Origin of the sequence: Inquilinus ginsengisoli (assembly GCF_050434925.1) — a bacterium.
GTDB classification, from domain to species: Bacteria; Pseudomonadota; Alphaproteobacteria; order DSM-16000; family Inquilinaceae; genus Inquilinus; species Inquilinus ginsengisoli_B.
This window is the reverse complement of the sequence record NZ_JBNDJK010000001.1, coordinates 6259355-6280016: the sequence shown is the minus strand read 5'-3', so window position 1 is coordinate 6280016 and position 20662 is coordinate 6259355. Positions and strand designations below refer to the sequence as shown.

Genomic DNA, 20662 nt, shown 5'->3' with positions numbered 1-20662 from the left:
GCAGGGGATGTCAGCATATCATGATATTGAGATTTCCAGTCGCCCCCGCTGGCTTGCACCTGCCTTTGATTGGGCCGGGACGGTGTTGGTCCGGCTTCAGCGGTGATCCGAGCGACGTTGGCTCGACGATGATTGCGGCGAGCCGGTTGTGAATTGGATCCTCACCGGGTTGTTGGCTGGCCTGTGCCTATGGATGTTGGTGGCGGCAGGGACACGGAGCGGGAAGCTGTATGAGTTTCCCTTCCTGGCCAGTGCCATGATGTTCTCATTCATTCTGCCGCAACTGCCTGGCCTGGCGGTCGATCAATTCATGCCGGCCGGGCTCTACGCCAAGACCGTCGGCTTCACGGTTCTGTGCCTTGCCATGTGCCGGCTGGGCTGGATGCCAAATCGCCTTCCGGTAATGCGCGCGTTTCAATGGCAGTTCAGCGAGACGCGGCTGCTTCTCGCCTCCGCCATCCTGTCGGCGATCGGATCTTATTTTTACTACAAGCTGAGCGAAATCCCGATCGAGATGGCTGTTGCCACCATGTTCACCGGTTACTACGTGATAATATCTTTCTTTTCAGAATTTCTTCCGTACGGTCTTTCTATTGCGCTCTTGTGCTTTGTCAACAGGAGATCGTTCCCGGCCTTTATGATTATTGCAGTCGATTTAATGTTCTACGTCGAGCAGATCATGAGGACAGGAAAACGAGGCGAGACCACCGAGCTGATCATACTTTTCGCGCTTGCGATCTGGTTCAAATGGCGCCGGGCGGTGCCGCATTTTCTGGCGCTGGCAGGGATTCTGGGCGGCACCCTGGCGCTGACCAGCACCGCCGATTATCGCCAGATGAATGTCAAGAACGATGGTCCGGCACTATCGAAACTCATGGAGATTTCGGTGTTGGACAACTTTGAACGGATACTCACCGCCGGTGGTGAGGAAATGCGCAACGCGATGTATAGAATTCACATGGTCGATCGGAATCAATCTTTCGATTACGGTGCCTTCCATTGGGACACTCTTGTATGGAATTACATTCCGGCCCAAGTAGTCGGAAAGCCGTTAAAAGATTCCTTCATGATTGGTATCGAAGATCAGTTTGATCGTGCCTATAATAAGCCCACCGGCACGACAGAAACGGGTATGACCGATGCCTATGCCTCATTCTGGTATTTCGGTGCTTTCAAGTTCTTCATCATTGCCTATTTTCTAAGCCGGCTTTACGGCGCGGCGATGGCCGGCCACACGGCGCCGCAGCTCTTCTATATGCTGCTGGCCGTTTCGTCGATGCACACGATTTCGCACTACACACAGTGGATCCTCTCGTCATGGGTCCAAATGGTGCTGTTCCTCATACCCGCTCTGCTGTTCGCCCGAACTCGCAAACCTGTTGCACAGCCTTCGGCCGCCGTGACGATGACGCCGCCTTCGGCCGCCGCAGCGATGGGGAGGGTGCCGTGAAAAGCCTTGATGTGCCGCGCCTCGAGCCACGTCTCGGCGGGCCGACCTTCGCCCTGGGCGACCGGCTGCGCCGCTTCGTTTGGTCGGTCTGCTGGCGCTTGCTCGGGGCCTGGACTCCGCGGCCGTTCCACCGATGGCGGCGCCTGGTCCTGCTGGCCTTCGGGGCGCGGATCGATCCGACGGCGCGCGTCTATGGCCAGACGACCATCTGGTGGCCGCCTCACCTCACGGTGGGGCGGCATGCCGTGATCGCCCCCGGGGTGACCTGCTATAACGTCGTCCCGGTCGCCATCAGCGATTTCGCCGTCGTGTCGCAGGGCGCGCATCTGTGCACCGGGACGCATGACGTCGACGATGCGCGATTCCCGCTGCGGGCGAGACCGATCGTCATCGGGGCTCAGGCCTGGGTCGCAGCAGAGGCCTTCGTCGGGCCGGGCGTCACGGTCGGGGAAGGGGCGGTTCTCGGGGCGCGCGGCGTGGCCTTCCGGGATCTCGATTCCTGGATGATCTACGCCGGCAATCCAGCGCGCAAGCTGCGCGAGCGGACACGGTTTCTGCCACCGCAGGGATGACCTTCGCGGCATTCCCCGCCGCGCTCGGTTTTCAGCCGGGTGGCCGCGGGCTTCGAGCAAGTTGATTCAGAGCAGAGGTTACGCAGATGCGATATTTTATAACAGGAACGGCTGGATTTATCGGCTTTCATCTGGCGCGCCTGCTTCTCGCGCGGGGCGCCTTCGTCGTCGGCTACGACGGGTTGACACCCTACTACGACGTGTCGCTGAAGGAGCGCCGCCATGCCATCCTGTCCGAGAATTCGCGGTTCAGGCCGGTGGTCGGCATGCTGGCAGATGCCGGCAAGCTGCGGCAGGCGGCGCAGGAGGCCATGCCCGACGTCGTCGTGCATCTCGCTGCGCAGGCCGGTGTGCGATACAGCCTGGAAAACCCGCGCGCCTATGTCGATGCCAATCTCGTCGGTTCCTTCAACCTGCTGGAGGTCGTCCGGGAGCTCAAGGTGCGGCATCTGATTGTGGCCTCGACCAGCTCGGTCTACGGCGCCAATTCCAAGTGTCCGTTCACCGAGATCGACCGCGCGGACGAGCCGATGACCCTTTACGCCGCCTCCAAGAAGGCGATGGAGGCAATGGCTCATGCCTATGCGCACCTGCATGACATTCCGACCACCGTTGTCCGCTTTTTCACGGTCTATGGTCCGTGGGGACGTCCGGACATGGCGCTGTTCAAGTTCGTCTCGGCGGCGTTGAAGGGAGAGGCGATCGACGTCTATGGCGAGGGCCGCATGGAGCGAGACTTCACCTATGTCGACGATCTCGTTGAGGCCATCGCTCGCCTCGCCGAGATCGCGCCGGTCCAGGGCCGGCCGGTGACCTTCGAGGGAGGCGAGGACAGCCTCTCGCCGATCGCGCCGTTCCGGGCCGTCAATATCGGCGGTGGCGCGCCGGTGGGATTGCTGCCCTTCATCGACACGATCGAGCGGCATCTCGGGGCGCCGCTGACCCGGCGCATGCTGCCGATGCAGCCGGGGGACGTGCCCAGGACCTTCGCTTCGCCCGATCTGCTCAAGGCGCTGACCGGCTACGTCCCGCAGACCAAGGTGGACGCCGGTGTGCGCGCATTCATCGAGTGGTTCCGGGAGTATCAGAGCGGTCAGGAACCGGCGGCGCCCAGCAACGAACGCCTTCGCCGACCGCCCGCCAAGTCTCTGCGCAAGCCGAAGGCATCTTCGCCAGGACCAGTTGGGGTCAACGCCGCCTGAAGCAGGAGCCCCGCCCGCCTCGGCTGGGCGGGGCTCGGCATTTCCGGAGACAGGCTTCAGGCGAGGTCGACTGTCTCCGGACGCTCCTGAAGGCCCAGCAGCCAGCGATAAACCGCCTCCAGTTCCGCCGCCACCACCTGCCAGGAGAACCGCTTCGCGACCAGGGCGCTGCCCCGGGCCCCCATCACCCGACGCTCGCCGTCGGTCATGTCGGTCAGCCGCCGAAGCCCGTTTGCGATGGCGAGCTCGTTCGGCTCGATGGCGATCGCAGCTCCGTATTCAAAGCCTTCCGGCAGGTTGCACTGCGGGGTGAGGAGCGACGGCAGGCCGTGAGCCCAGGCCTCCAACGCCGCGTTCGGCATGCCTTCGCTGAACGACGGCAGGATGAAGGCGTCCGACGACGCAAAGGCCGCCGCCTTGTCCGGGCCATAGCGGGGACCGGCGAAATGCACCGTTTCGCCCACTCCCAGATCCGCGGCCAGGGCCTTCAGCTCCGCACAATATGCTTCGGGGCCGGATCCGACGAAGACGAGATGCCAGGACGATGTCGCCGACGCCCGGCTGTTGGCCCACGCCCGGATCAGGGGGGCTGGCCCTTTCTTCGGCGTGAGCCGGCCGAGATACAGCAGGATGCGAGCGTCAGCGGGCAGCTGCGCTCTCCAGCCAGGGCGCGGCGGCGGCACGCCGTCGGGCAGGGTGGCGCCATTCGGGATGCGGCAGATCGGCGCCGTCAATCCGAGGGCCCGGATCGACTGCGCCTCAGACTCGCAGAGCGCGTGCAGGCAAGCGGCCCGCCGCAGATGGGCATCCTCATAGGCTCGCATGGCGAGCTGCTTCTTCCAGCCGTGGTTTGCGAGGGCCCATGGGTCGAGCATGCCGCGCGGGCTGATCACATAGGGCTTCCTGGTATGCACGGCCCACTGCTTGGCGGCGATTGAGGTGTACATCCAAAGGCCGTGGACATGCAGCAGATCGGCATCGCTGCTGCGCAGTGCCGCCTGAAGGCTTCGGGAATAGCCGAAGCTGCGGGGGCCCCGGACGGGCAGGAGATGGACGGGGACATCCCCCCAGCCCACCCGGTCGGAGTCGGCGTCGCGATCGAGCGCGAATACCTCGATCGAGATCGCCGGCGATTGACGCATCGCCTGGCACACGGCTCGGAGTGCGGTCGGTGGCCCGCCATCGGACAATGAGGCAGACGCCGTCAGCATGGCGATCCTGATCCGGGACTCAGCCTGCCCCTGTCGGGGGCCGCGGGATGGCTCGGACCGAAATCCGATGCGTTCATGAAGCATGGCGAACCTTCCGGAGATTGCCGGCTGTCGGCACCCGGGCCTTCCCGAGCGCATCGCAAAGCCGCCGTCCGTAGCCGGCCAAGTCGAAATCCTGCGCGCGGAGCTTGGCATTGTGCGACATCTCGGAAAGCCGGGCGCGGTCAGCACGAAGCAGATGGAGGGATTGGACAATGGCGTCGACGTCGCGGATGGGAACGACAAATCCGTCCGTGCCGTCGCGAACGACACTGCCGGTATTTGGCGTCGTGATGACGGGGAGACCGGCTGCCAGCGCTTCATAAGTCACTGTGGCGGATCCTTCGCACACCGACGGCAGGAGGAAAACGTCGGCCCAAGCGTATTGAGCAATGATCTCCAGCCGTGGAATGGGGCCGGTGAACTGGACCACCCCGTCCAGGCCGGCGCAGGCCGCCGACGGCACAGCGCCTCTTCCAACCATGCGGAAGTCGGCCCTTCCGCTCATCCGTCTGGCCGCTTCGAGGACATAAGGCGTGCCCTTGCGCAGGCCGAGGCTACCGACGGTCAGGACCCGTAGCGGACCGTTCCGTCGATCGCGCGTCGGGATCTGGAACCGGGCGTCGACGCCGTATGGAACGATGACGCAGCGGTCGACCGGCCCTCCATATTCCGCCACGCTCTGGCGGACGAATTCGGAAGGGCACACGATGAGATCGGCCTCGGCCCATTCCGCTCTCTCACGAGAGGCATACGCCTCCGAGGACGCCCTTTCGGTGACTTCGGAGATCCAGGCCGGAAAACGCTCCTGCTCCTCGCGTTCCAGGCGATCGACCAGTTCCCAGGCTGCGATGTTCTGCTCGACAGCGGTCCACATGCCGCGGGCCCGCGCCGCCTGGAGTGGCTCCAGACATTCGCGGATGAAGCCGTAGAAGCCGCTGGCTTGGCCGAAGCCATGGCGGACGACGAGCTCGGAAAGACGCCGGCCTGCATCGAGTTCCGCTCTCATTCTGTCATCGGGACGCGCATGGGCTCGCATCCGCCGCAGCGCGAAGGACAGGCCGACGCCCGGGAAGCACGTCATCCGCCGCGGCGGGATGCCGGACGGCCTTCGCCCGATCAGCCGCCGAATCCCCGCCGGTTGAAACCGGTGGGGGAGATATCCGACCAGGCGGGGCCACCCCTTAGTTGCGCAGATGTCGGTGTAGAAATGCTCCAGCATGCCGTGTGCGTTCAGGATACGCGGCACGGCATAGTCCATGCGGGCGCCGAGCTGGCTGACGACCACGCGTTCCTTCATGGCGGGCTCCTCTCGGCGGCAGGAATCGCTGCGCTGGCCTTTCGGGACGCGACGTCACCGGCCGCCGACGTCAGAAGCCGTGACAGCAGCTCGATCCATTCGCGGGACCCTCGGTCCTCAGTGTAGTCGGTGTCGAACAGCCGTCGGGCGCTGGTCGCCATCTCGCTCAGCCGCTGGGGTGAATCCCGCAGATCGAGGATATGGCGGGCCAGAGTTTCGCTATCGCCGATGGCAACGGCATGTCCGCAGCGGTGCTGCTGAAGGATCAGTCCGATCTCACCCTCCAGGTCGCCAACGAAAAGGGTAGGCCGGCCGGCGGCCAGGATGCCGTAGACCTTGCTGGGGATGACGAAGGGCTCGAGCGGAGGCAGGAGCGATACCAGATGGACATCCGCCAAGCCGAGGGTCTCGGCCAACAGCTCGCGCGGCTGCAGCGGCTTGAGGATAACGTTGTCCAGCCCCTGCGCCCGTATCTCCGCTTCAATGGCCGCCCGTTTGTGCCCGCCACCGATGAACAGGAAGCGGATATCGTCCCGGTTCTTCAGCCGCGCCGCGGCGCCGAGGATGGTGTCGAATTCGTGAGCGCGCCCGAAATTGCCCGAATAGCCAACGACGAAAGTGTCCTCCAGCTTCCAGTCCCGGCGAAGCGGGTTTGCCTGCCGGGGGATCGGTCGGATGGCCGCGCCATCCGACCAATGATGCACCACGGCGAGACGCTCGGCGGGAATCCCGCGGCGCTCGAGGAAGCGGGCCATTTGCGCGATCGGAGCGACGTTGCACACCGCACGGCGGAGCGACCAGTCGCGCAAGGCCAGTGCCGCCCGGCCGGCCCGACCCCGCTTGACGACGGACAGCTCCAGTGCGACCTCGGGAAACAGGTCGTGCAGCCAGTTCACCATCCGGGCTCGCTTCAGCCTGAGGGGCAAGGCCAAACTAACGGAAAGGAGCGGAGGGTCGGTGCATGCCACACAGATATCCCCAGGCCGCGCGTGCCATAGCACCCAGAGCACCGCACACAGATGGAAGGTGAGGTAGTCGAGCGCACGACCCCAGAGCCGATCGCGGCCGAAGCCGGATGTCGCCAGGCGGTGAATGGTGATGCCGTTTGTCATCTGCCGGGCCGGCAGATGCCGGACGCGGTCATTGTGGAACTGCCTGCTTGTCAAGCCGTGTACGTCAAAGCCCTTCCGGGCGAGTGCGAATGCCAGGCTGGATGTCATGCGGCTGGTCGCCGACTCGTCTGGATACAAATAGCGGTTCGCCAGAATGATTTTCATCTGTCCGTCGCTCACGGATCGTTGAATGAAGCGTCAGGCCGCAGGGCCAATAATTGTCGCCGATGGTGGGGCAGCGACGATTTCGTGCCGGAAAGCAGAGCGGCGTGGCGTGTTTCCCGCTCATCGAATCTGAAGTTTAGCCCGGACGCCATTGTGAGGAGGGCCCACTGGCCCAACAAGGAAGGCAAAGGCGGTATCGAGACCGTTCCAAACGGGACCGTTCCCTCCACTGGTCGTAGACGCTGGCAGGTCGGTACGCAATTTGCCGGCGGTAGGACTGTCCGGATGGAGGACCCGGATCCATTGGCTGATCGCATTTGCCGATCGGCTCTATCTCTCTTTGCCAGCCTCTTGCTTTCCATCAAAGGCTATATCCTGAACTCGATTTCAGAGCCTGCGGCCTGACGCAATGTCGATAAAGATTGCGAGATATGGAGCTCTGGAGCGCATGGCACAATAGATCAGTAAAGATTGAAATTTATCGCGACCTGTCGAGGGGCGAGAAGGGTAGAACCAATACTTCTGAAGCATAATAATTGTTTGTCTGCGCCTCACGACTAGGTTGGAGCGGCTTATCTTCATGTATCTGCGCGACAGTTCGGCCGACCGCAGCGACTGCCCTGAAAGGTCATGATCCCGTTCATGGATCTGGCGGCACAGCACCGCATCGTCGGGGCCGAGGTCGAGCGCGCGATACTCGATGTTGTCAGAAGCGGCGACTACCCGACGCATCCCGCCATCGCCGAGTTCGAGGATGCCTTCGCCGCCTATTGCGGCGCGCGCGATGCGGTCGCCCTCAACTCAGGTGTCTCGGCGTTGCACCTCGCCATGCTGGCGGCCGGCATCGGACCGGGCGACGAGGTGGTGACGGTTCCGGCCGCCTTCGTCGCGACAGTCGCGGCCATCATCCATGCCGGAGCGAAGCCGGTGTTCGTCGACATCGACCCGCAAACCTGGACGATGGACCCATCAGCGATCGAGCCGGTCCTGACCCCGGCAACCAAGGCCATCGTCCCGGTGCACCTGCACGGCCGCCTCGCGGACATGGACCGGATTCTGCCGATTGCGCGCCATCACCGGCTCTGGGTGATCGAGGACGCAGCCCAGGCCCACGGGGCATACCGCAACGGCGTTGCTGCGGGAACGTTCGGCGACATGGGATGCTTCAGCTTCTATCCCGGCAAGATTCTGTGGGGGTACGGCGACGGCGGCGCTGTCGTCACGGATCGCCCGGACTTGGCCGAGACCATCCGGTGCCTCCGGGAGATGGGCCAGAGCGGTAGGCACAACCACGTCCGTCACGGCTTCAACGATCGCATGGATGCGGTTCAGGCGGCCGCTCTAGGTGTCAAGCTTCGATATCTGGATCAATGGATCCAGGACCGAAGGCGCATCGCGTCATTCTATGACCAGGCTTTCGAAGGAACTGCGATCCAGAGACCGGCATGGCCGGTTGGCGGAGACCACGCCTATCAGATCTACGCCATTCGAATCAGCGAACGGAATCTCGTCCGTTCGCGGCTCGCGCAGATCGGCATCGCAACTGGCATCCACTACCCGCTCCCGGTCCACCTCCAGCCCGCCTACACCGGCCTGGGCTATGGGCCCGGCCGATTTCCTGTCTCCGAAGCGCTGTCGGCACAGACCCTGTCACTGCCGATCTACCCCGGACTGCCCGCCGCCGCAGTGGAGCAGATCGCGCGGGCGGTGAACGAGTTCTGCCGGTCATGAGACGTATCGGTCGCCCCGTCGTCCCGCCCATGCCGTTGCTTCGATCCACCATGATGCGATGTGATGCGGGGTGGCGCGATCCGACTGCGGCTGGCGCCGGATCAGCAGGGCTGCGCCCTTTGCCGGTGCCGTTTCGCTCCACCGGCGAGGCCCTCCTAAGTGAGGCGCCGCCATGCCTCGCACAGATGTGGGGTCTCCGCCTTTTGTATAGGATGCCTATTTGCTTTAATCAGCATAAATTATAACTCAGATTGGAAATAAAACCTCTCCGCCTCTGTAATGATCCTCGGAGTTGAGCATGCCAGAAAAGATCGCCTTGATTGTTGGTGTTACGGGACAGGACGGAGCTTATCTGACGGAACTTCTTTTATCCAAAAATTACATTGTTCACGGAATCAAGAGGCGGTCCTCCTCTTTCAATACCCAGCGGATTGACCATCTTTACCAGGATCCGCATGGCGAGTCCGTCCGATTCCATGTCCATTATGGCGATCTCACCGATTCGACCAATCTTTGCCGTATCATCCAGGACGTGTGTCCGGACGAAATCTACAATCTCGGTGCGCAGAGTCATGTCCAGGTCAGCTTCGAGACGCCGGAATACACCTCGAACGCGGACGCCCTCGGGACGATGCGGTTGCTCGAGGCGTTGCGGATCCTGAAGTTGGGCGATCGATGCCGGTTCTACCAGGCATCGACCTCGGAGTTGTTCGGACGTGTCCAGGCGGTCCCGCAGGACGAGCGCACGCCTTTCTATCCCCGCAGTCCCTATGCGATCGCGAAGCTCTATGCCTATTGGATGACCGTCAACTACCGCGAGGCATATGGCTTTCATGCCTCGAACGGCATTCTGTTCAACCACGAGAGCCCGATCCGGGGTGAGACTTTCGTCACCCGGAAGATCACCCGGGCCGTCGCGGCGATCGAGCGAGGCCTGCAGAAGTGCCTGTACCTCGGCAATCTGGATGCGCAACGCGACTGGGGGCATGCGCGGGACTATGTCGATGGGATGTGGCGCATTGTCCAGCAGGACGGTCCCGACGATTATGTGCTGGCAACGGGTGAGACCCACACCGTGCGGGAGTTCGTCGAACTCGCCTTTCGGACGGCGGGCCGCGACATTGAATGGATTGGGACGGGCGTCGACGAAAAGGGCCTGGATGCCAGGACCGGTATGCCGCTGATCGAAATCGATCCGCGATATTTCCGACCGACCGAAGTCGATCTCCTGCTCGGCAATCCGGCAAAGGCTCGGGAGAAGCTCGGCTGGAGCCACACCATCCCGTTCGGTGACCTGGTCGCCGAGATGGTGAATTCGGATTTGATCGCCGTGATGCGGGAGGCCGGTCGCAATGACCGCTATGAATGACATCGTCGCCCGTCCGCCCCTCGAGTTGCGCGGCAAGCGGGTCTGGGTCAGCGGTCACCGGGGCATGGTGGGATCGGCACTCGTCCGCCGGCTTGCGCGGGAAGATTGCACGCTTCTCGTCGCGGATCGGAGAGAAGTCGACCTGACCAGCCAGGCCGCCACAGGGGACTGGATGCGGCGGGAGCGGCCGGAAATCGTCTTCGCAGCGGCGGGGCGCGTCGGCGGGATTGTCGCCAACGCAAGCTACCCGGCCGAGTTCCTCTATGAGAATCTCATGATCGCCGCCAATGTGATCCATGCAGCGCATCAGATCGGTGTCGAGAAGTTGCTGTATCTGGGATCGAGCTGCATTTATCCGCGCGACACGGGCCAGCCGATCCGCGAGGACCAGCTCCTGACCGGGGCGCTCGAAAAGACCAACGAGGCGTATGCGATCGCCAAGATCGCCGGGGTGAAGTTGGTGGAGTCCTATGCCCGCCAACATGGCTGCCGCTTCATCTCAGCGATGCCAACCAATTTGTATGGGCCTCACGACAATTTCGATCTGGAAACCGCGCATGTGCTGCCGGCGCTGATCCACCGCATTCATGAGGCGAAAGTCCACGGCCAGGCGACCGTCGAGATCTGGGGCTCTGGACGGCCGTGTCGCGAGTTCCTGCACGTCGACGATCTCGCCGATGCCTGCATCCTCGCCATGCAGCGCTACGAGGATCCGACTCCGATCAATATCGGCACGGGATCAGACATCTCCGTAGCCGACCTCGCCCTGCTGGTCGCAAAGGCAGTTGGTTATAAAGGCGCCTTCGCCTTTGATACGCGCCGACCGGACGGCACTCCACGGAAGCTGCTCGATGTCGGGCGAATCACGCGTTTGGGGTGGCAAGCTGGAATCGACCTGGATAGCGGGATCCGGAATACCTACCGCTGGTGGCTTGAGGAGGCGCGGCGAGCGGGCAGCGACGATCGCCAGGACGGCGAGCGCAGCCAATCGGGTCGGTCTTCAGTTGCCCTGGCGCTTAGCTAGCTCTGCGCGATATGCGGCGTATCTTCTCGGTGCCGCAGGCCGAGCCATTCAACCGGATTTGAAGCTAAATCTGATGTTAATAAGATCAAATATGATACAAACTGTATGATACAGTTGCCGGATATCTAGCTATGCGGATCCTGGTATATGGATCCAGAATAACTGGATGCGGTGCCGGAAAATGTGGCGTTGATGAGGTGCTGCTTCTGGCGTCCATAGTCGATCGGACCGACATGTGTTCGGAGATTATTGACTAGGGTTGTCCTATGAACCGGAGGATTTGAGATCGAGAAAGTGTCAAAATATACTGCTTGAAATATTATAATTAACATATTCCGCGCTTGATGAATCATGTTGATGAACATGCCGAAGCAGTAGTGCGAAGGTTGGATCTCGGTTTGCTCGCAGGTAACAACATGACTGGGCTGGAAGAAGCACTGCTGCTGAAGATCGGTCGATATTTTACACCCTCGCCGTCGGAGGCTCTTGCTTTAAAAGAGTTGCTTGCAACCCGCGAGCAGTACGCACTCCGCCTGGAAATAATGAATGATTCGGACAAGCAGTTTCGAGTTCTAGCTCTGGGCGCTGGTTGGGGATACTCCTTCAAAGATCTTCCTAACGGATTGCGGCAGATTATAGATTTCTTGCTGCCTGGGGATCTGTTTGGGTTGGAAGGGATATTCGTAAATGGTTCTGGATTTAGCTTTGCCACCATAACGCCAGTCGAGGTCGCCTCGATCTCGCCTCAGGCGTTGTTTGCTGTGTCCAGGCAATGGCCGCGCCTCGGTGGGGCACTTCTCTGGAGCTCCAGCCTTGAGAGTTCCATTATGAGGGAACGCCTGGTCGCGATCGGGCGCAGGTCCGCTGCAGCGCGCGTGGCCCACCTCCTTCTCGAGCTGTCTGTTCGGTTGGAGTTGATTGGCCAGGGCAGTTCGTCGGGGTTCTGCTGCCCGCTTGCCCAGCACGATCTGGCCAACGCTCTCGGACTGACGGCCATTCACGTCAACCGTGTGCTGCGGAACCTGCGGCAGCTCGGGCTCGTCGTCTTCCGAAATTCGGAGGTCGAGTTTCTCGACCGGGCCGGCTTGGTGGAACTCGCCGACTTCGACGCCGGTTATCTCGGCCTGGGCCGTGCGTCTTCGCGCAAGATCTTCAGAGGTTGAAGCGGCAAGCCTGAGGCTTGGAGGGGCGGGCTTGGTGACATCCCTGAACGCTGCGTTGCCAAGCCTTGCGTAGCGGCCTGCAGGCGATCGTTCATCGGCATAGGGAGCCCGGCTGGCACGCAGATGCCGTTTGATGCCCCGAAGTTCGGGTGCTCGCGAGTGCCGTCGGCGAGCTGACAGTCGGCTGCCAAGTCCTGCAATTGGCCGGGTGAACCGGATCAATGGAGGCAACTTCCTACTCCATTCCGGTCTGGTTCACCGGTGGGCGGGGCTGCGCCTCGGGCGCCTGGAGGGGAAGTTTCATCCCCAATTTCGGGCCGACCATGCCGCTGGAAGAATGCCTGCATCATGCAGAAGCGCGCGGATCCCCATATTCCTAGCAAACTCGTTCGGGGATGCTGAGCCCAAAGGAGTACAGATCGCCTAATTTAGGTTAATTCCCAAAGCGTCCCAATCGCTTATTATGCTTTATGACGACCCTGGTCCAGAGGGTTTCCTGCCACCCGGCAGGAAACGTCCAAACGATACTTTGATAAACATAAATATATCTAGCAGGAGCGGCAGGTTCGACTGCCGCATCCTGAGGAAGTGAAAGGGTTGAAGAGGCGGGCTGCCAAGATAGCTGCGGAGCAAATTTGCTTAAAACTTGATGGAATGTCGCTCTGACGACGAAGGCGACCTCTCATCACAGGGGGAAATAATATGTCGCACCATCTGGAATTTTCGACCGCCGGGGTTGCCAAGAACTACCTCGGGCCATCCGAAGCAAATTCGAGGGTGTATGAACTTCCCGATGTATCGGGGCTAAAGCACCGTTCCACAGGCGACCCGATGGTCTCCGAAAGTGCCGGCGATATCCACATAGCTGTGATTGATTATCGCAAGCTTGAGCTGGAATGCCTGATCAGGGGATTTCGGTCGAGAAATTCAAACATGGAGTCTTCCGCCTTCTCCAGTATCGATGAATGGAAAAGCGCGACGGAGATTCACAATCAGGCATCGGCCATACTGTTCAACATCGGGTGGCGAAATGCGAATGACCTCGATGTGATGGAGTCCGTGAAGTTCCTGGCATCGAACTTCGCAGATATTCCAACGATCGTGATCGGCGATGTGGAAGAGATGGCTCATGTCATGAAGATACTCGAATATGGCGCACGCGGCTACATTCCCACCAGCGTGGGTCTGGACGTCGCCATAGAGGCGGTCCGTTTGGCACGCGCCGGAGGGATTTTTGTTCCGGCCAGCAGCCTCGCTTCCTTTCAGCAACATCTGTCGGGGGATAAGCCGCCTCAGAATGGCGTGATGAACGGTCTATTCACCGCCCGGCAAGCGGCAGTGGCCGATGCGTTGCGCCGAGGTAAGGCGAACAAGATCATCGCCTATGAGCTCAATCTCTGTGAGAGCACTGTCAAAGTCCACATCCGGAATATTATGAAAAAGCTCAAGGCGAAGAATAGGACCGAAGTGGCATATAAGATTAACGACATGATGCCGAGGGGTGGTTCAGATAGAACTATGTAGTTTTGCACCTAATTGGCATTGGTTCAGCATGAGGATAGGTGTTCGTGATAGAGAGCGATGACAAATCCGATCGGCGGACGCGAACCCTAAGAGACTATATTCGGATATTGCGCCGGCGGAAATGGGCCGTCTGGATTCCGGTGGCCGCCGCGATGGGTATCGCCGCCTTCCTCTATATACAGGCGCAGCAGCGCTATGTTGCGGAGGTCGTCGTCGCGATCGATGTCCGTCGGGTTCAGGTCCTGCCTGCTGACGCTGTGGTCTCCCAATTGCCTCAGGACAGCCCCGTTCTTCGGACCGAGCTCGACGTCATCGCGTCCCGGACGATGGCCGACCGCGTGGTGCGCATTCTCGAGCACGAGGGTTACCAGCCGGCTGACATCGCGCCGCCGCTGGTCGAGAACTTCCGGCAGAAGGTCGAACGGTGGATCGGGGACGGATGGCGCGCGATCGTCGGGCAACCCTCACCAGACCAATCGGAGCCGCAATCCGATGCGGGGGAGACGCCGTCGCAGCGCGATGTGATCGATCGCCTGCTTGGCAACCTCCTGGTGAGCAACGACGGGCGCTCCTACACGATCTTCATCTCCTACGTGGCCGAGGATCCCAAATTCGCCGCGGCTGCCGCCAATGCGTTCGGCGAGGCCTATCTCTCCTATCAGGCCTCAGTCCAATCGGAGGCCACCCGCCAGGCGAGCGAATGGCTCGGCGCGAAGCTCAATGACCTGCGGCAGCGGCTTGAAGTCTCCGAGGCGACGGCCGAGCGCTTCCGCCGCGATGCCGGGCTCGTCGAATCCGACGGAATGACGCTTGCGACCCAGCGGATCAATGCCCTGAATCTCGAGTTGGTCCAGGTCCGGTCCAGCCGCGCCGATGCCGAGGCCCGGCTCGAGACCGCGAAGACGCTCTCCCAGACCAAGGGCGGGTTGGACAACTTCGCCCAGGTTCTGGGATCCGCAACGATCCAGGCGCTTCGCGCCGAACAGGCGAAGGTTGAACGCAGCCTGTCCGAGCTGCAGGCCACGGGCACCATCAAGAGCAGCCAACTCCCATCTCTTCAGTCTCAGCTGGATTCACTCAAGCAGCAGATCGCGGTCGAGGTGCAGCGCATCCTCAAGAGCCTCGACAACGAGCTCGACGTCGCCCGACGCAAGGAGACTGCGCTGCAAGCCGCCTTTGACGAGGCCGAGGTCGACCTGAGCAACAACAGCGATGCCCGGGTGCAGCTCAACCAATTGGAACGCGAGGCCACCGCCGACCGCACGATCTACGAGACCTATCTCAACCGCTACAAGCAGACGATCGAGCAGGAGGGCTATGCCGTCCGGGAGGCCCGCATGGTCTCCGAGGCCGAACCGCCATCCGTGCCGGCGAGCCCGAAACTCGTTCCCTATGCCGCGCTCGGACTCCTTGCTGGCCTCGGTTTCGGCTTCGGTCTTGCTCTACTGCGCGAAAATCTCGATGACCGGGTCCGATCTCCGGAAGATCTGGAAAGGGCGGTCGGCCTTCCTGTGATCGACCTGGTTCCTCGGATTCGCGGGGTGAAGCGCCCAGCAACCGTGTCCGAATTCGTGGTGGACCAGCCCCGGTCCGCGTTCAGCGAGGCCGTCCGCGCACTTCGATCGACGCTCCAGCTGGCGCCGGCGACCCGTCGCGCACAGGTCCTGATGCTCACGTCAGTTCATGCCGGCGAGGGCAAGACCAGTCTGGCAGTTTCGCTGGCGCGTTCGGCGGCCCGGACCGGGATCAAGGCCATCGTCGTCGACGCGGATCTTCGCAAGCCTGCGATTGCCGCCCAGTTCGGAAGGCCCGCGGCTCCGTCGCTGCCTGGTGTGATTGGCGGCGCACAGTCATTGGAGGACGGGATCCAGGCCGATCCGCGGTCGTCGGCGCATTTCATCGTCCCGGCGCCGTTCAGCGACTCTGTCGATTGCGCCCTCGGGGGGGGCACTCTGCGCGAGACACTCTCGAAGCTGAGAAAGCGGTACGATCTCATCATTCTCGACACCGCCCCGACCTCGACCTCTAGCGACGCAGCGCAGATCGGGGGATTGGCGGACGCCGTCATCCTGGTCGTGCGCTGGGGCGAGACGAACACGGAGGCCGTCGCCACGGCCGTCCGGCAGCTCGCCTTCCGCGGGGTCACGGTCTCGGGCGTGATCCTCAACGGTGTCCCTCCGGGCCCCCAGGCGCGCTACGAGAGCGGATCTTTCGCCCAATGGCCTCCCGAGATCGACCAGCCGCGTCCGCCCGACTTGCGCGGTCAAGGCATTGGCCTTGTGAAGGAAGCACAGAGGGGCGGCTCATGAGCGCCGAGACGGGGATGACGATGACAGCCTTGGCGTGTTCGCGACGGGCTCCGAACCGGCGGATCGCAGGACGGATCCTCCCTTGCCTGCTCGCGGCTCTTCTCTGGGCGAACATTGCGCCGCCCGCCGCGGCAGGCGATGGCGCCTACCATGTCGGTCCCGGCGATACCCTGGCGGTCAGAGTCTATGGGCAGGAGACGCTCACCGGCCAGTTCCGCGTCGGTCCCGACGGAAGCATCGGCTATCCGCTCCTCGGTGACATCGATGTCGGCGGACTGACCACCGGTGAGATCGCCAAGCGGATCGGTGCCGAGCTGGAGGAGCATGTCCCGTCGGGCAACGCCGTCAGCGTGTCGATCCAGGAGTACGCGCCGGTCTTCGTCCTGGGAGAGATCGAGAAGCCGGGCCCATACCCGTATCGGCCCGGCATGATCGCGCTGGAGCTTCTCGCCGTCGGCGGCGGCTTGAAGAAGCCTACCTTGACTCTGGAGAACAACCGTCTCCAGATCATCGGCACCGAGCAGGACTATATTGATAGCCAGCTTCAGCGCTTTTCTCTTCAGGTGCGCCGGGCCCGGCTCAAGGCGGAGATGGACAGGGCCGATGATTTCTCCTTCGTCCTGCCGACGTATGACACCATCCAGGACACCGATGCGCTGAACCGGATCGTGGAGGGCGAGAAGAACCTGTTCACCGTCCGTAAAGCGTCGCTGGAGAGCCAGGACCAGGCGCTGCTGGCGCAGCGTGTCAGCTACGAGCAGGAGATCTCGACGCTGGAGCAGGCCATTAAGCTGCACAATGACGAGCTGGCTCTGTTGGCCGAGGACGTGAAGGCGATGCAGACCCTGGCCGATCAGAAGCTCACCCAGCTGACGCGGCTGCGTGAGGCGCAGCGGAGCTATTCGGTGGCCCAGCGGGACACGCTGGAGCAGCAATCCTATCTGGCGCGCGCGCGTCAGAACCTGCTGGACATCGAACAGCGGCGGATCGAATTGCGGAGCAGCCGGGACGACGAGGATGCCGCCGGCATCCGCGAGGCGGATTTCGAGATCGCTCGTGCAGACCAGAAGCTGTCGTCCCTCCTTGTCACGCTCTCGGAGGTGAAGAAGGAGATGACGAGTGCCACCGACGCCGTCGCGACCCTGACGACGACCTATGCCATCACCCGACAGGTCGATGGCCAGTATCAGGAGATCGCGGCGGACGAGCGGACGGAAATCAAGCCCGGGGATATCCTGCGCGCCAGCCAGAAGATCGATCGGCGCGGGCCGCAACTCACTCTCAATTGACCGGCTGCTGCGTGGCGCCGGCCCATTGCCGCCGGCGCCGTCCTCGTCGAACGGGCTCTCACTCCACCGTGACGCTCTTGGCGAGGTTGCGGGGCTGGTCGACGTCGGTGCCCTTGGCCACGGCGGTGTGGTAGGCCAGGAGTTGCACCGGCACGGCGTAGAGGATCGGCGCGACGAAGGGGTCGACGGCCGGCAGGTCGATCGCCGCGACGGGGCCGGGTCCGAGCCTCTCGATGCCCTCGCGGTCGGAGAAGAAGATCACCTTGCCGCCGCGGGCCATCACCTCCTGCACGTTCGACACGGTCTTGTCGAACACCGGGTCGCGCGGCGCCAGCACGATCACCGGCACCTTGTCGTCGATCAGCGCGATCGGCCCGTGCTTCATCTCGCCGGCGGCATAGCCCTCGGCGTGGATGTAGCTGATCTCCTTCAGTTTCAGCGCGCCTTCCAGCGCCAGCGGGTAGGACAGGCCGCGGCCGAGATACAGCACGTCGCGCGCCAGGGCCACCTGGTGGGCCAGGTCGCGGATCGTGGCGTCGTGATTCAGCACGTCGGCCAGGCGGCCCGGCACCTCGGTCAGGGCGGTGGACAGCGCCGCCTCCCGCGCCGCGTCGATGGCGCCGCGCGCCCGGGCCGCGGCGACGGCCAGGCAGGCCAGCACGGTCAGTTGGGTGGTGAAGGCCTTGGTCGAGGCGACGCCGATCTCCGGCCCGGCCAGGGTCTGGATTACCGCGTCGCTCTCGCGCGCGATCGAACTGTCCGGCACGTTGACGATCGACAGGATGCGCTGGCCCTGCGACCGGGCGTAGCGCAGCGCCGCCAGCGTGTCCGCGGTTTCGCCCGACTGCGACACGAAGATGGCCAGGCCGCCCTCGGGCAGCGGCGCCTCGCGGTAGCGGAACTCCGAGGCGATGTCGATCTCGACCGGCAGCCGGGCCACGGTCTCGAACCAGTATTTCGCCACCATGCCGGCATAGAAGGCGGTGCCGCAGGCGACGATGGTGGCGCGCGGCACGGCGGCAAAGTCGAAGGGCAGCGGCGGCAGCACGATCGCCCGGGTGGCCGGGTCCAGCATGGTGCGCAGCGTGTCGCCCACCACTGCCGGCTGCTCGTAGATCTCCTTCAGCATGTAGTGGCGGAAATCGCCCTTGCCGATCAGCGCGCCGGTGGTGGCGATCGGCTTGACCGGCCGGGCGACCGACTGGTCCGTGGCGTCGTAGATCTCGACGCCCGAGCGCGCGATCACCGCCCAGTCGCCCTCGTCGAGATAGCAGATCCTGTCGGTCCAGGCGCCGATCGCCAGCGCGTCGGAGCCGACATACATCTCGCCGTCGCCGAAGCCGATGGCCAGGGGCGAGCCGCGGCGGGCGACGACCAGCAGGTCCTCCTCGCCGTTGAACAGGAAGGCCAGGGCGAAGGCGCCCTCCAGCCGCTTCAGCGCCGCCGCGCTGGCCTCGCGCGGCGCCATCTGCCGGTCGAGATAATGGCTGACCAGATGGGCGACGATCTCGGAATCGGTCTCGGTGGCGAAGACGTGGCCGAGCCCTTCCAGCTCCTGCCGCAGCTCGCGGAAATTCTCGATGATGCCGTTGTGCACGATCGCCACCCGGTCGGTCGCGTGCGGATGGGCATTGGTCTCGTTCGGTCGGCCATGGGTGGCCCAGCGGGTGTGGCCGATGCCGATGGTGCCGTCGATCGGCGCCTCGCCGAGCCGGGCCTCAAGATGGACCAGCTTGCCCTCGGCGCGGCGGCGCTCGATCCGGCCGCCGACCAGGGTGGCGATGCCAGCCGAGTCATAGCCGCGATATTCCAGGCGCTTCAGGGCCTCGACCAGGCGCGACGCGACCGGCCGGGTCCCGACGATGCCGACGATGCCGCACATCAGCTCTTCTCCTGCTCGCGCTCGGCTTTCTCAGCCTTTTCCGCTCACGACCCTGTCAATGTCTTTTTGCGAGCTCCGCCGATCAGGAGCGGCAACCTTGCTCTGCGCCTAAAAATTGGATGGTTCTACTTGATTACTCTGCATCTAGGCGGCGGCCGCGTTCTACTTCGACGCATAGCGCCCCGACCGAAGCACCTTACCGCAGTCAGGACAAAGCAGGATTGCTCGATCGAACAGTTGTCGCAGACTTGCGGGACAGCATTCGCGCCTATCGCCACACCAAAAGGCTGACCCGGTCCCTTCCTCTGGACTTCGCCCCCCCGACAACATCCTAGCCAAGCTCAGGCGTCACCATACTCCTTCCGAAGGTTACTGTGCACTAGCTCCGGCACGAAGGTGCCGCCGGCGCGGGCCAGCCGGATCGCTTCGATCGCTCCGGCCAGACCGACCTTCGTTGGGATATAGCTGCATGCGCCATATTCCAGAATATTGATGATATGATCCGAGCCGTCAAGATCGCCGATGGCAATAATCGGAATATCCTTGAAGTCTACGACGAGCTTAGAAATGTCGACTTGCACTTGGGTATCGCCGCTGTTGCGTGACCCTATCGCGAAGAGTATGGCGGACGCGCGGTTGTGCAGCTCGTGTGCCTGCTGCCATTCCTCGATCGAGCCGAAGGAAAGGACTGTGATGCTGATGTTGCTTGCCATCAATCCTCTGGCAAGACACTCCCTCTCCAGGGCGCGTGTGTCGATGATTACGATGCAACCGTGCGGCCATCGGTTGGCTTGCATGCGCTCCGCCGGCTCGAGGTTGGAGGTAAACATGTCCAAATTTACGAGGTCGGTTTCGTGCGGCCTGAGTGCTGCTTCGATCTTGGAAGTCACATCCTATACTCCCGTTAGTCTGCGCGTGACATGACCATTGTTATTACTATTTTGCTCCATTCTGTCTAAGTCTTGATATTGTCACAGGCAATTTGCATTCATCTGCGAAAACTAAAAAAATATCTATAATCTATCTCCATGGCGCATAGCATCTTAATGTCATAAATATATGATGCTCAAATTAGATAGTGTCTTTGGAATTTTTAAGTCAAATGGTACTTATTTCTGATTATTGTGTTTGTGATCAGGTTGATATCTGGAATCGAGAATTTAGTGGTTCGTCTAGGATAATGCCAATATTTTAGTTGAAGCGCTGATCGGTATATTAGTTTGCGCATGGGATGTCCTGCAACTCAGGCTTTCAGCGGAGGCCGCCGAAGCCGAATGGGTTGATCGACATGCTACTTCCGGGCAGATTAGGTGATGGTCG

At 62.2% G+C, this 20662-nt stretch carries 15 protein-coding genes; 10 read left to right on the top strand and 5 right to left on the bottom strand.

The features are described 5' to 3' along the window. The first annotated feature begins 148 nt into the window (after nucleotides 1-148). The 3 genes from QFZ27_RS29960 to QFZ27_RS29950 all read left to right on the top strand — a co-directional run bounded on the left by QFZ27_RS29960 (nucleotide 149) and on the right by QFZ27_RS29950 (nucleotide 3224). On the top strand, nucleotides 149-1450 hold the full coding sequence (locus QFZ27_RS29960) for an O-antigen polymerase (protein ID WP_429230111.1): 1302 nt from the start codon (nucleotides 149-151) through the stop codon (nucleotides 1448-1450). Continuing rightward, the gene (locus QFZ27_RS29955; RefSeq protein ID WP_429230110.1) at nucleotides 1447-2022 is read left to right on the top strand and encodes an LbetaH domain-containing protein; all 576 of its coding nucleotides are present in this window, start codon (nucleotides 1447-1449) and stop codon (nucleotides 2020-2022) included. The genes QFZ27_RS29960 and QFZ27_RS29955 overlap by 4 nt, the downstream gene beginning before the upstream one ends. Before the next feature lie 86 nt (nucleotides 2023-2108). Continuing rightward, nucleotides 2109-3224, top strand: a complete 1116-nt coding sequence (locus QFZ27_RS29950) for an NAD-dependent epimerase/dehydratase family protein (RefSeq protein WP_429230109.1) — start codon at nucleotides 2109-2111, stop codon at nucleotides 3222-3224. A 56-nt stretch (nucleotides 3225-3280) separates the two neighbouring features. Here the strand turns inward: QFZ27_RS29950 and QFZ27_RS29945 are convergent, their stop codons facing one another. From QFZ27_RS29945 to QFZ27_RS29935, 3 genes are all read right to left on the bottom strand, one after another. Further along, the gene (locus QFZ27_RS29945; RefSeq protein WP_429230108.1) at nucleotides 3281-4435 is read right to left on the bottom strand and encodes a glycosyltransferase; all 1155 of its coding nucleotides are present in this window, start codon (nucleotides 4433-4435) and stop codon (nucleotides 3281-3283) included. A gap of 73 nt (nucleotides 4436-4508) precedes the next feature. Further along, nucleotides 4509-5774: a glycosyltransferase family 4 protein gene (locus QFZ27_RS29940; RefSeq protein ID WP_429230107.1), complete on the bottom strand. Its 1266-nt coding sequence runs from the start codon at nucleotides 5772-5774 to the stop codon at nucleotides 4509-4511. Further along, nucleotides 5771-7051 (bottom strand): glycosyltransferase family 4 protein, encoded by a 1281-nt coding sequence (locus QFZ27_RS29935; protein WP_429230106.1) that lies wholly within the window; start codon nucleotides 7049-7051, stop codon nucleotides 5771-5773. The genes QFZ27_RS29940 and QFZ27_RS29935 overlap by 4 nt, the downstream gene beginning before the upstream one ends. 642 nt (nucleotides 7052-7693) lie before the next feature. Here QFZ27_RS29935 and QFZ27_RS29930 point away from each other — a divergent pair. The 7 genes from QFZ27_RS29930 to QFZ27_RS29900 all read left to right on the top strand — a co-directional run bounded on the left by QFZ27_RS29930 (nucleotide 7694) and on the right by QFZ27_RS29900 (nucleotide 17460). Continuing rightward, the gene (locus tag QFZ27_RS29930) at nucleotides 7694-8782 is read left to right on the top strand and encodes a DegT/DnrJ/EryC1/StrS family aminotransferase (protein WP_429230105.1); all 1089 of its coding nucleotides are present in this window, start codon (nucleotides 7694-7696) and stop codon (nucleotides 8780-8782) included. Between the two features lie 298 nt (nucleotides 8783-9080). Then, nucleotides 9081-10151 carry a GDP-mannose 4,6-dehydratase gene (gene gmd / locus QFZ27_RS29925; protein ID WP_429230104.1) on the top strand — a complete coding sequence of 357 codons (1071 nt, stop codon included), beginning with the start codon at nucleotides 9081-9083 and terminating at the stop codon, nucleotides 10149-10151. After that, nucleotides 10135-11175: a GDP-L-fucose synthase family protein gene (locus tag QFZ27_RS29920; protein WP_429230103.1), complete on the top strand. Its 1041-nt coding sequence runs from the start codon at nucleotides 10135-10137 to the stop codon at nucleotides 11173-11175. Before gmd ends, QFZ27_RS29920 begins: the two co-directional genes overlap by 17 nt. 416 nt (nucleotides 11176-11591) lie before the next feature. Further along, complete coding sequence (locus tag QFZ27_RS29915) at nucleotides 11592-12338, top strand: Crp/Fnr family transcriptional regulator (RefSeq protein WP_429230102.1); 747 nt, start codon at nucleotides 11592-11594, stop codon at nucleotides 12336-12338. Between the two features lie 702 nt (nucleotides 12339-13040). Continuing rightward, entirely contained in the window at nucleotides 13041-13862 is an 822-nt protein-coding gene (locus tag QFZ27_RS29910) for a response regulator transcription factor (RefSeq protein WP_429230101.1), read from the top strand. A gap of 152 nt (nucleotides 13863-14014) precedes the next feature. Then, nucleotides 14015-16171 carry a GumC family protein gene (locus QFZ27_RS29905; RefSeq protein ID WP_429230100.1) on the top strand — a complete coding sequence of 719 codons (2157 nt, stop codon included), beginning with the start codon at nucleotides 14015-14017 and terminating at the stop codon, nucleotides 16169-16171. Next, nucleotides 16168-17460, top strand: coding sequence for a polysaccharide biosynthesis/export family protein (locus tag QFZ27_RS29900; protein ID WP_429230099.1), 1293 nt, complete (start codon nucleotides 16168-16170; stop codon nucleotides 17458-17460). Before QFZ27_RS29905 ends, QFZ27_RS29900 begins: the two co-directional genes overlap by 4 nt. A gap of 58 nt (nucleotides 17461-17518) precedes the next feature. Here QFZ27_RS29900 and glmS read toward each other — a convergent pair whose 3' ends face one another. After that, nucleotides 17519-19342 (bottom strand): glutamine--fructose-6-phosphate transaminase (isomerizing), encoded by a 1824-nt coding sequence (gene glmS, locus QFZ27_RS29895; RefSeq protein WP_429229249.1) that lies wholly within the window; start codon nucleotides 19340-19342, stop codon nucleotides 17519-17521. A gap of 341 nt (nucleotides 19343-19683) precedes the next feature. Further along, nucleotides 19684-20232, bottom strand: a complete 549-nt coding sequence (locus QFZ27_RS29890) for a hypothetical protein (protein ID WP_429230098.1) — start codon at nucleotides 20230-20232, stop codon at nucleotides 19684-19686. Between the last annotated feature and the right edge of the window lie 430 nt (nucleotides 20233-20662).

Excerpts from the sequence above, each read along its gene's own strand:
- QFZ27_RS29950 (WP_429230109.1), top strand. The coding sequence starts at position 2,109 with ATGCGATATTTTATAACAGGAACGGCTGGATTTATCGGCTTTCATCTG.
- QFZ27_RS29945 (WP_429230108.1), bottom strand. The coding sequence starts at position 4,435 with ATGCTGACGGCGTCTGCCTCATTGTCCGATGGCGGGCCACCGACCGCA.
- QFZ27_RS29940 (WP_429230107.1), bottom strand. The coding sequence starts at position 5,774 with ATGAAGGAACGCGTGGTCGTCAGCCAGCTCGGCGCCCGCATGGACTAT.
- QFZ27_RS29935 (WP_429230106.1), bottom strand. The coding sequence starts at position 7,051 with ATGAAAATCATTCTGGCGAACCGCTATTTGTATCCAGACGAGTCGGCG.
- QFZ27_RS29930 (WP_429230105.1), top strand. The coding sequence starts at position 7,694 with ATGGATCTGGCGGCACAGCACCGCATCGTCGGGGCCGAGGTCGAGCGC.
- gmd (WP_429230104.1), top strand. The coding sequence starts at position 9,081 with ATGCCAGAAAAGATCGCCTTGATTGTTGGTGTTACGGGACAGGACGGA.
- QFZ27_RS29920 (WP_429230103.1), top strand. The coding sequence starts at position 10,135 with ATGACCGCTATGAATGACATCGTCGCCCGTCCGCCCCTCGAGTTGCGC.
- QFZ27_RS29915 (WP_429230102.1), top strand. The coding sequence starts at position 11,592 with ATGACTGGGCTGGAAGAAGCACTGCTGCTGAAGATCGGTCGATATTTT.
- QFZ27_RS29910 (WP_429230101.1), top strand. The coding sequence starts at position 13,041 with ATGTCGCACCATCTGGAATTTTCGACCGCCGGGGTTGCCAAGAACTAC.
- QFZ27_RS29905 (WP_429230100.1), top strand. The coding sequence starts at position 14,015 with ATGGGTATCGCCGCCTTCCTCTATATACAGGCGCAGCAGCGCTATGTT.
- QFZ27_RS29900 (WP_429230099.1), top strand. The coding sequence starts at position 16,168 with ATGAGCGCCGAGACGGGGATGACGATGACAGCCTTGGCGTGTTCGCGA.
- glmS (WP_429229249.1), bottom strand. The coding sequence starts at position 19,342 with ATGTGCGGCATCGTCGGCATCGTCGGGACCCGGCCGGTCGCGTCGCGC.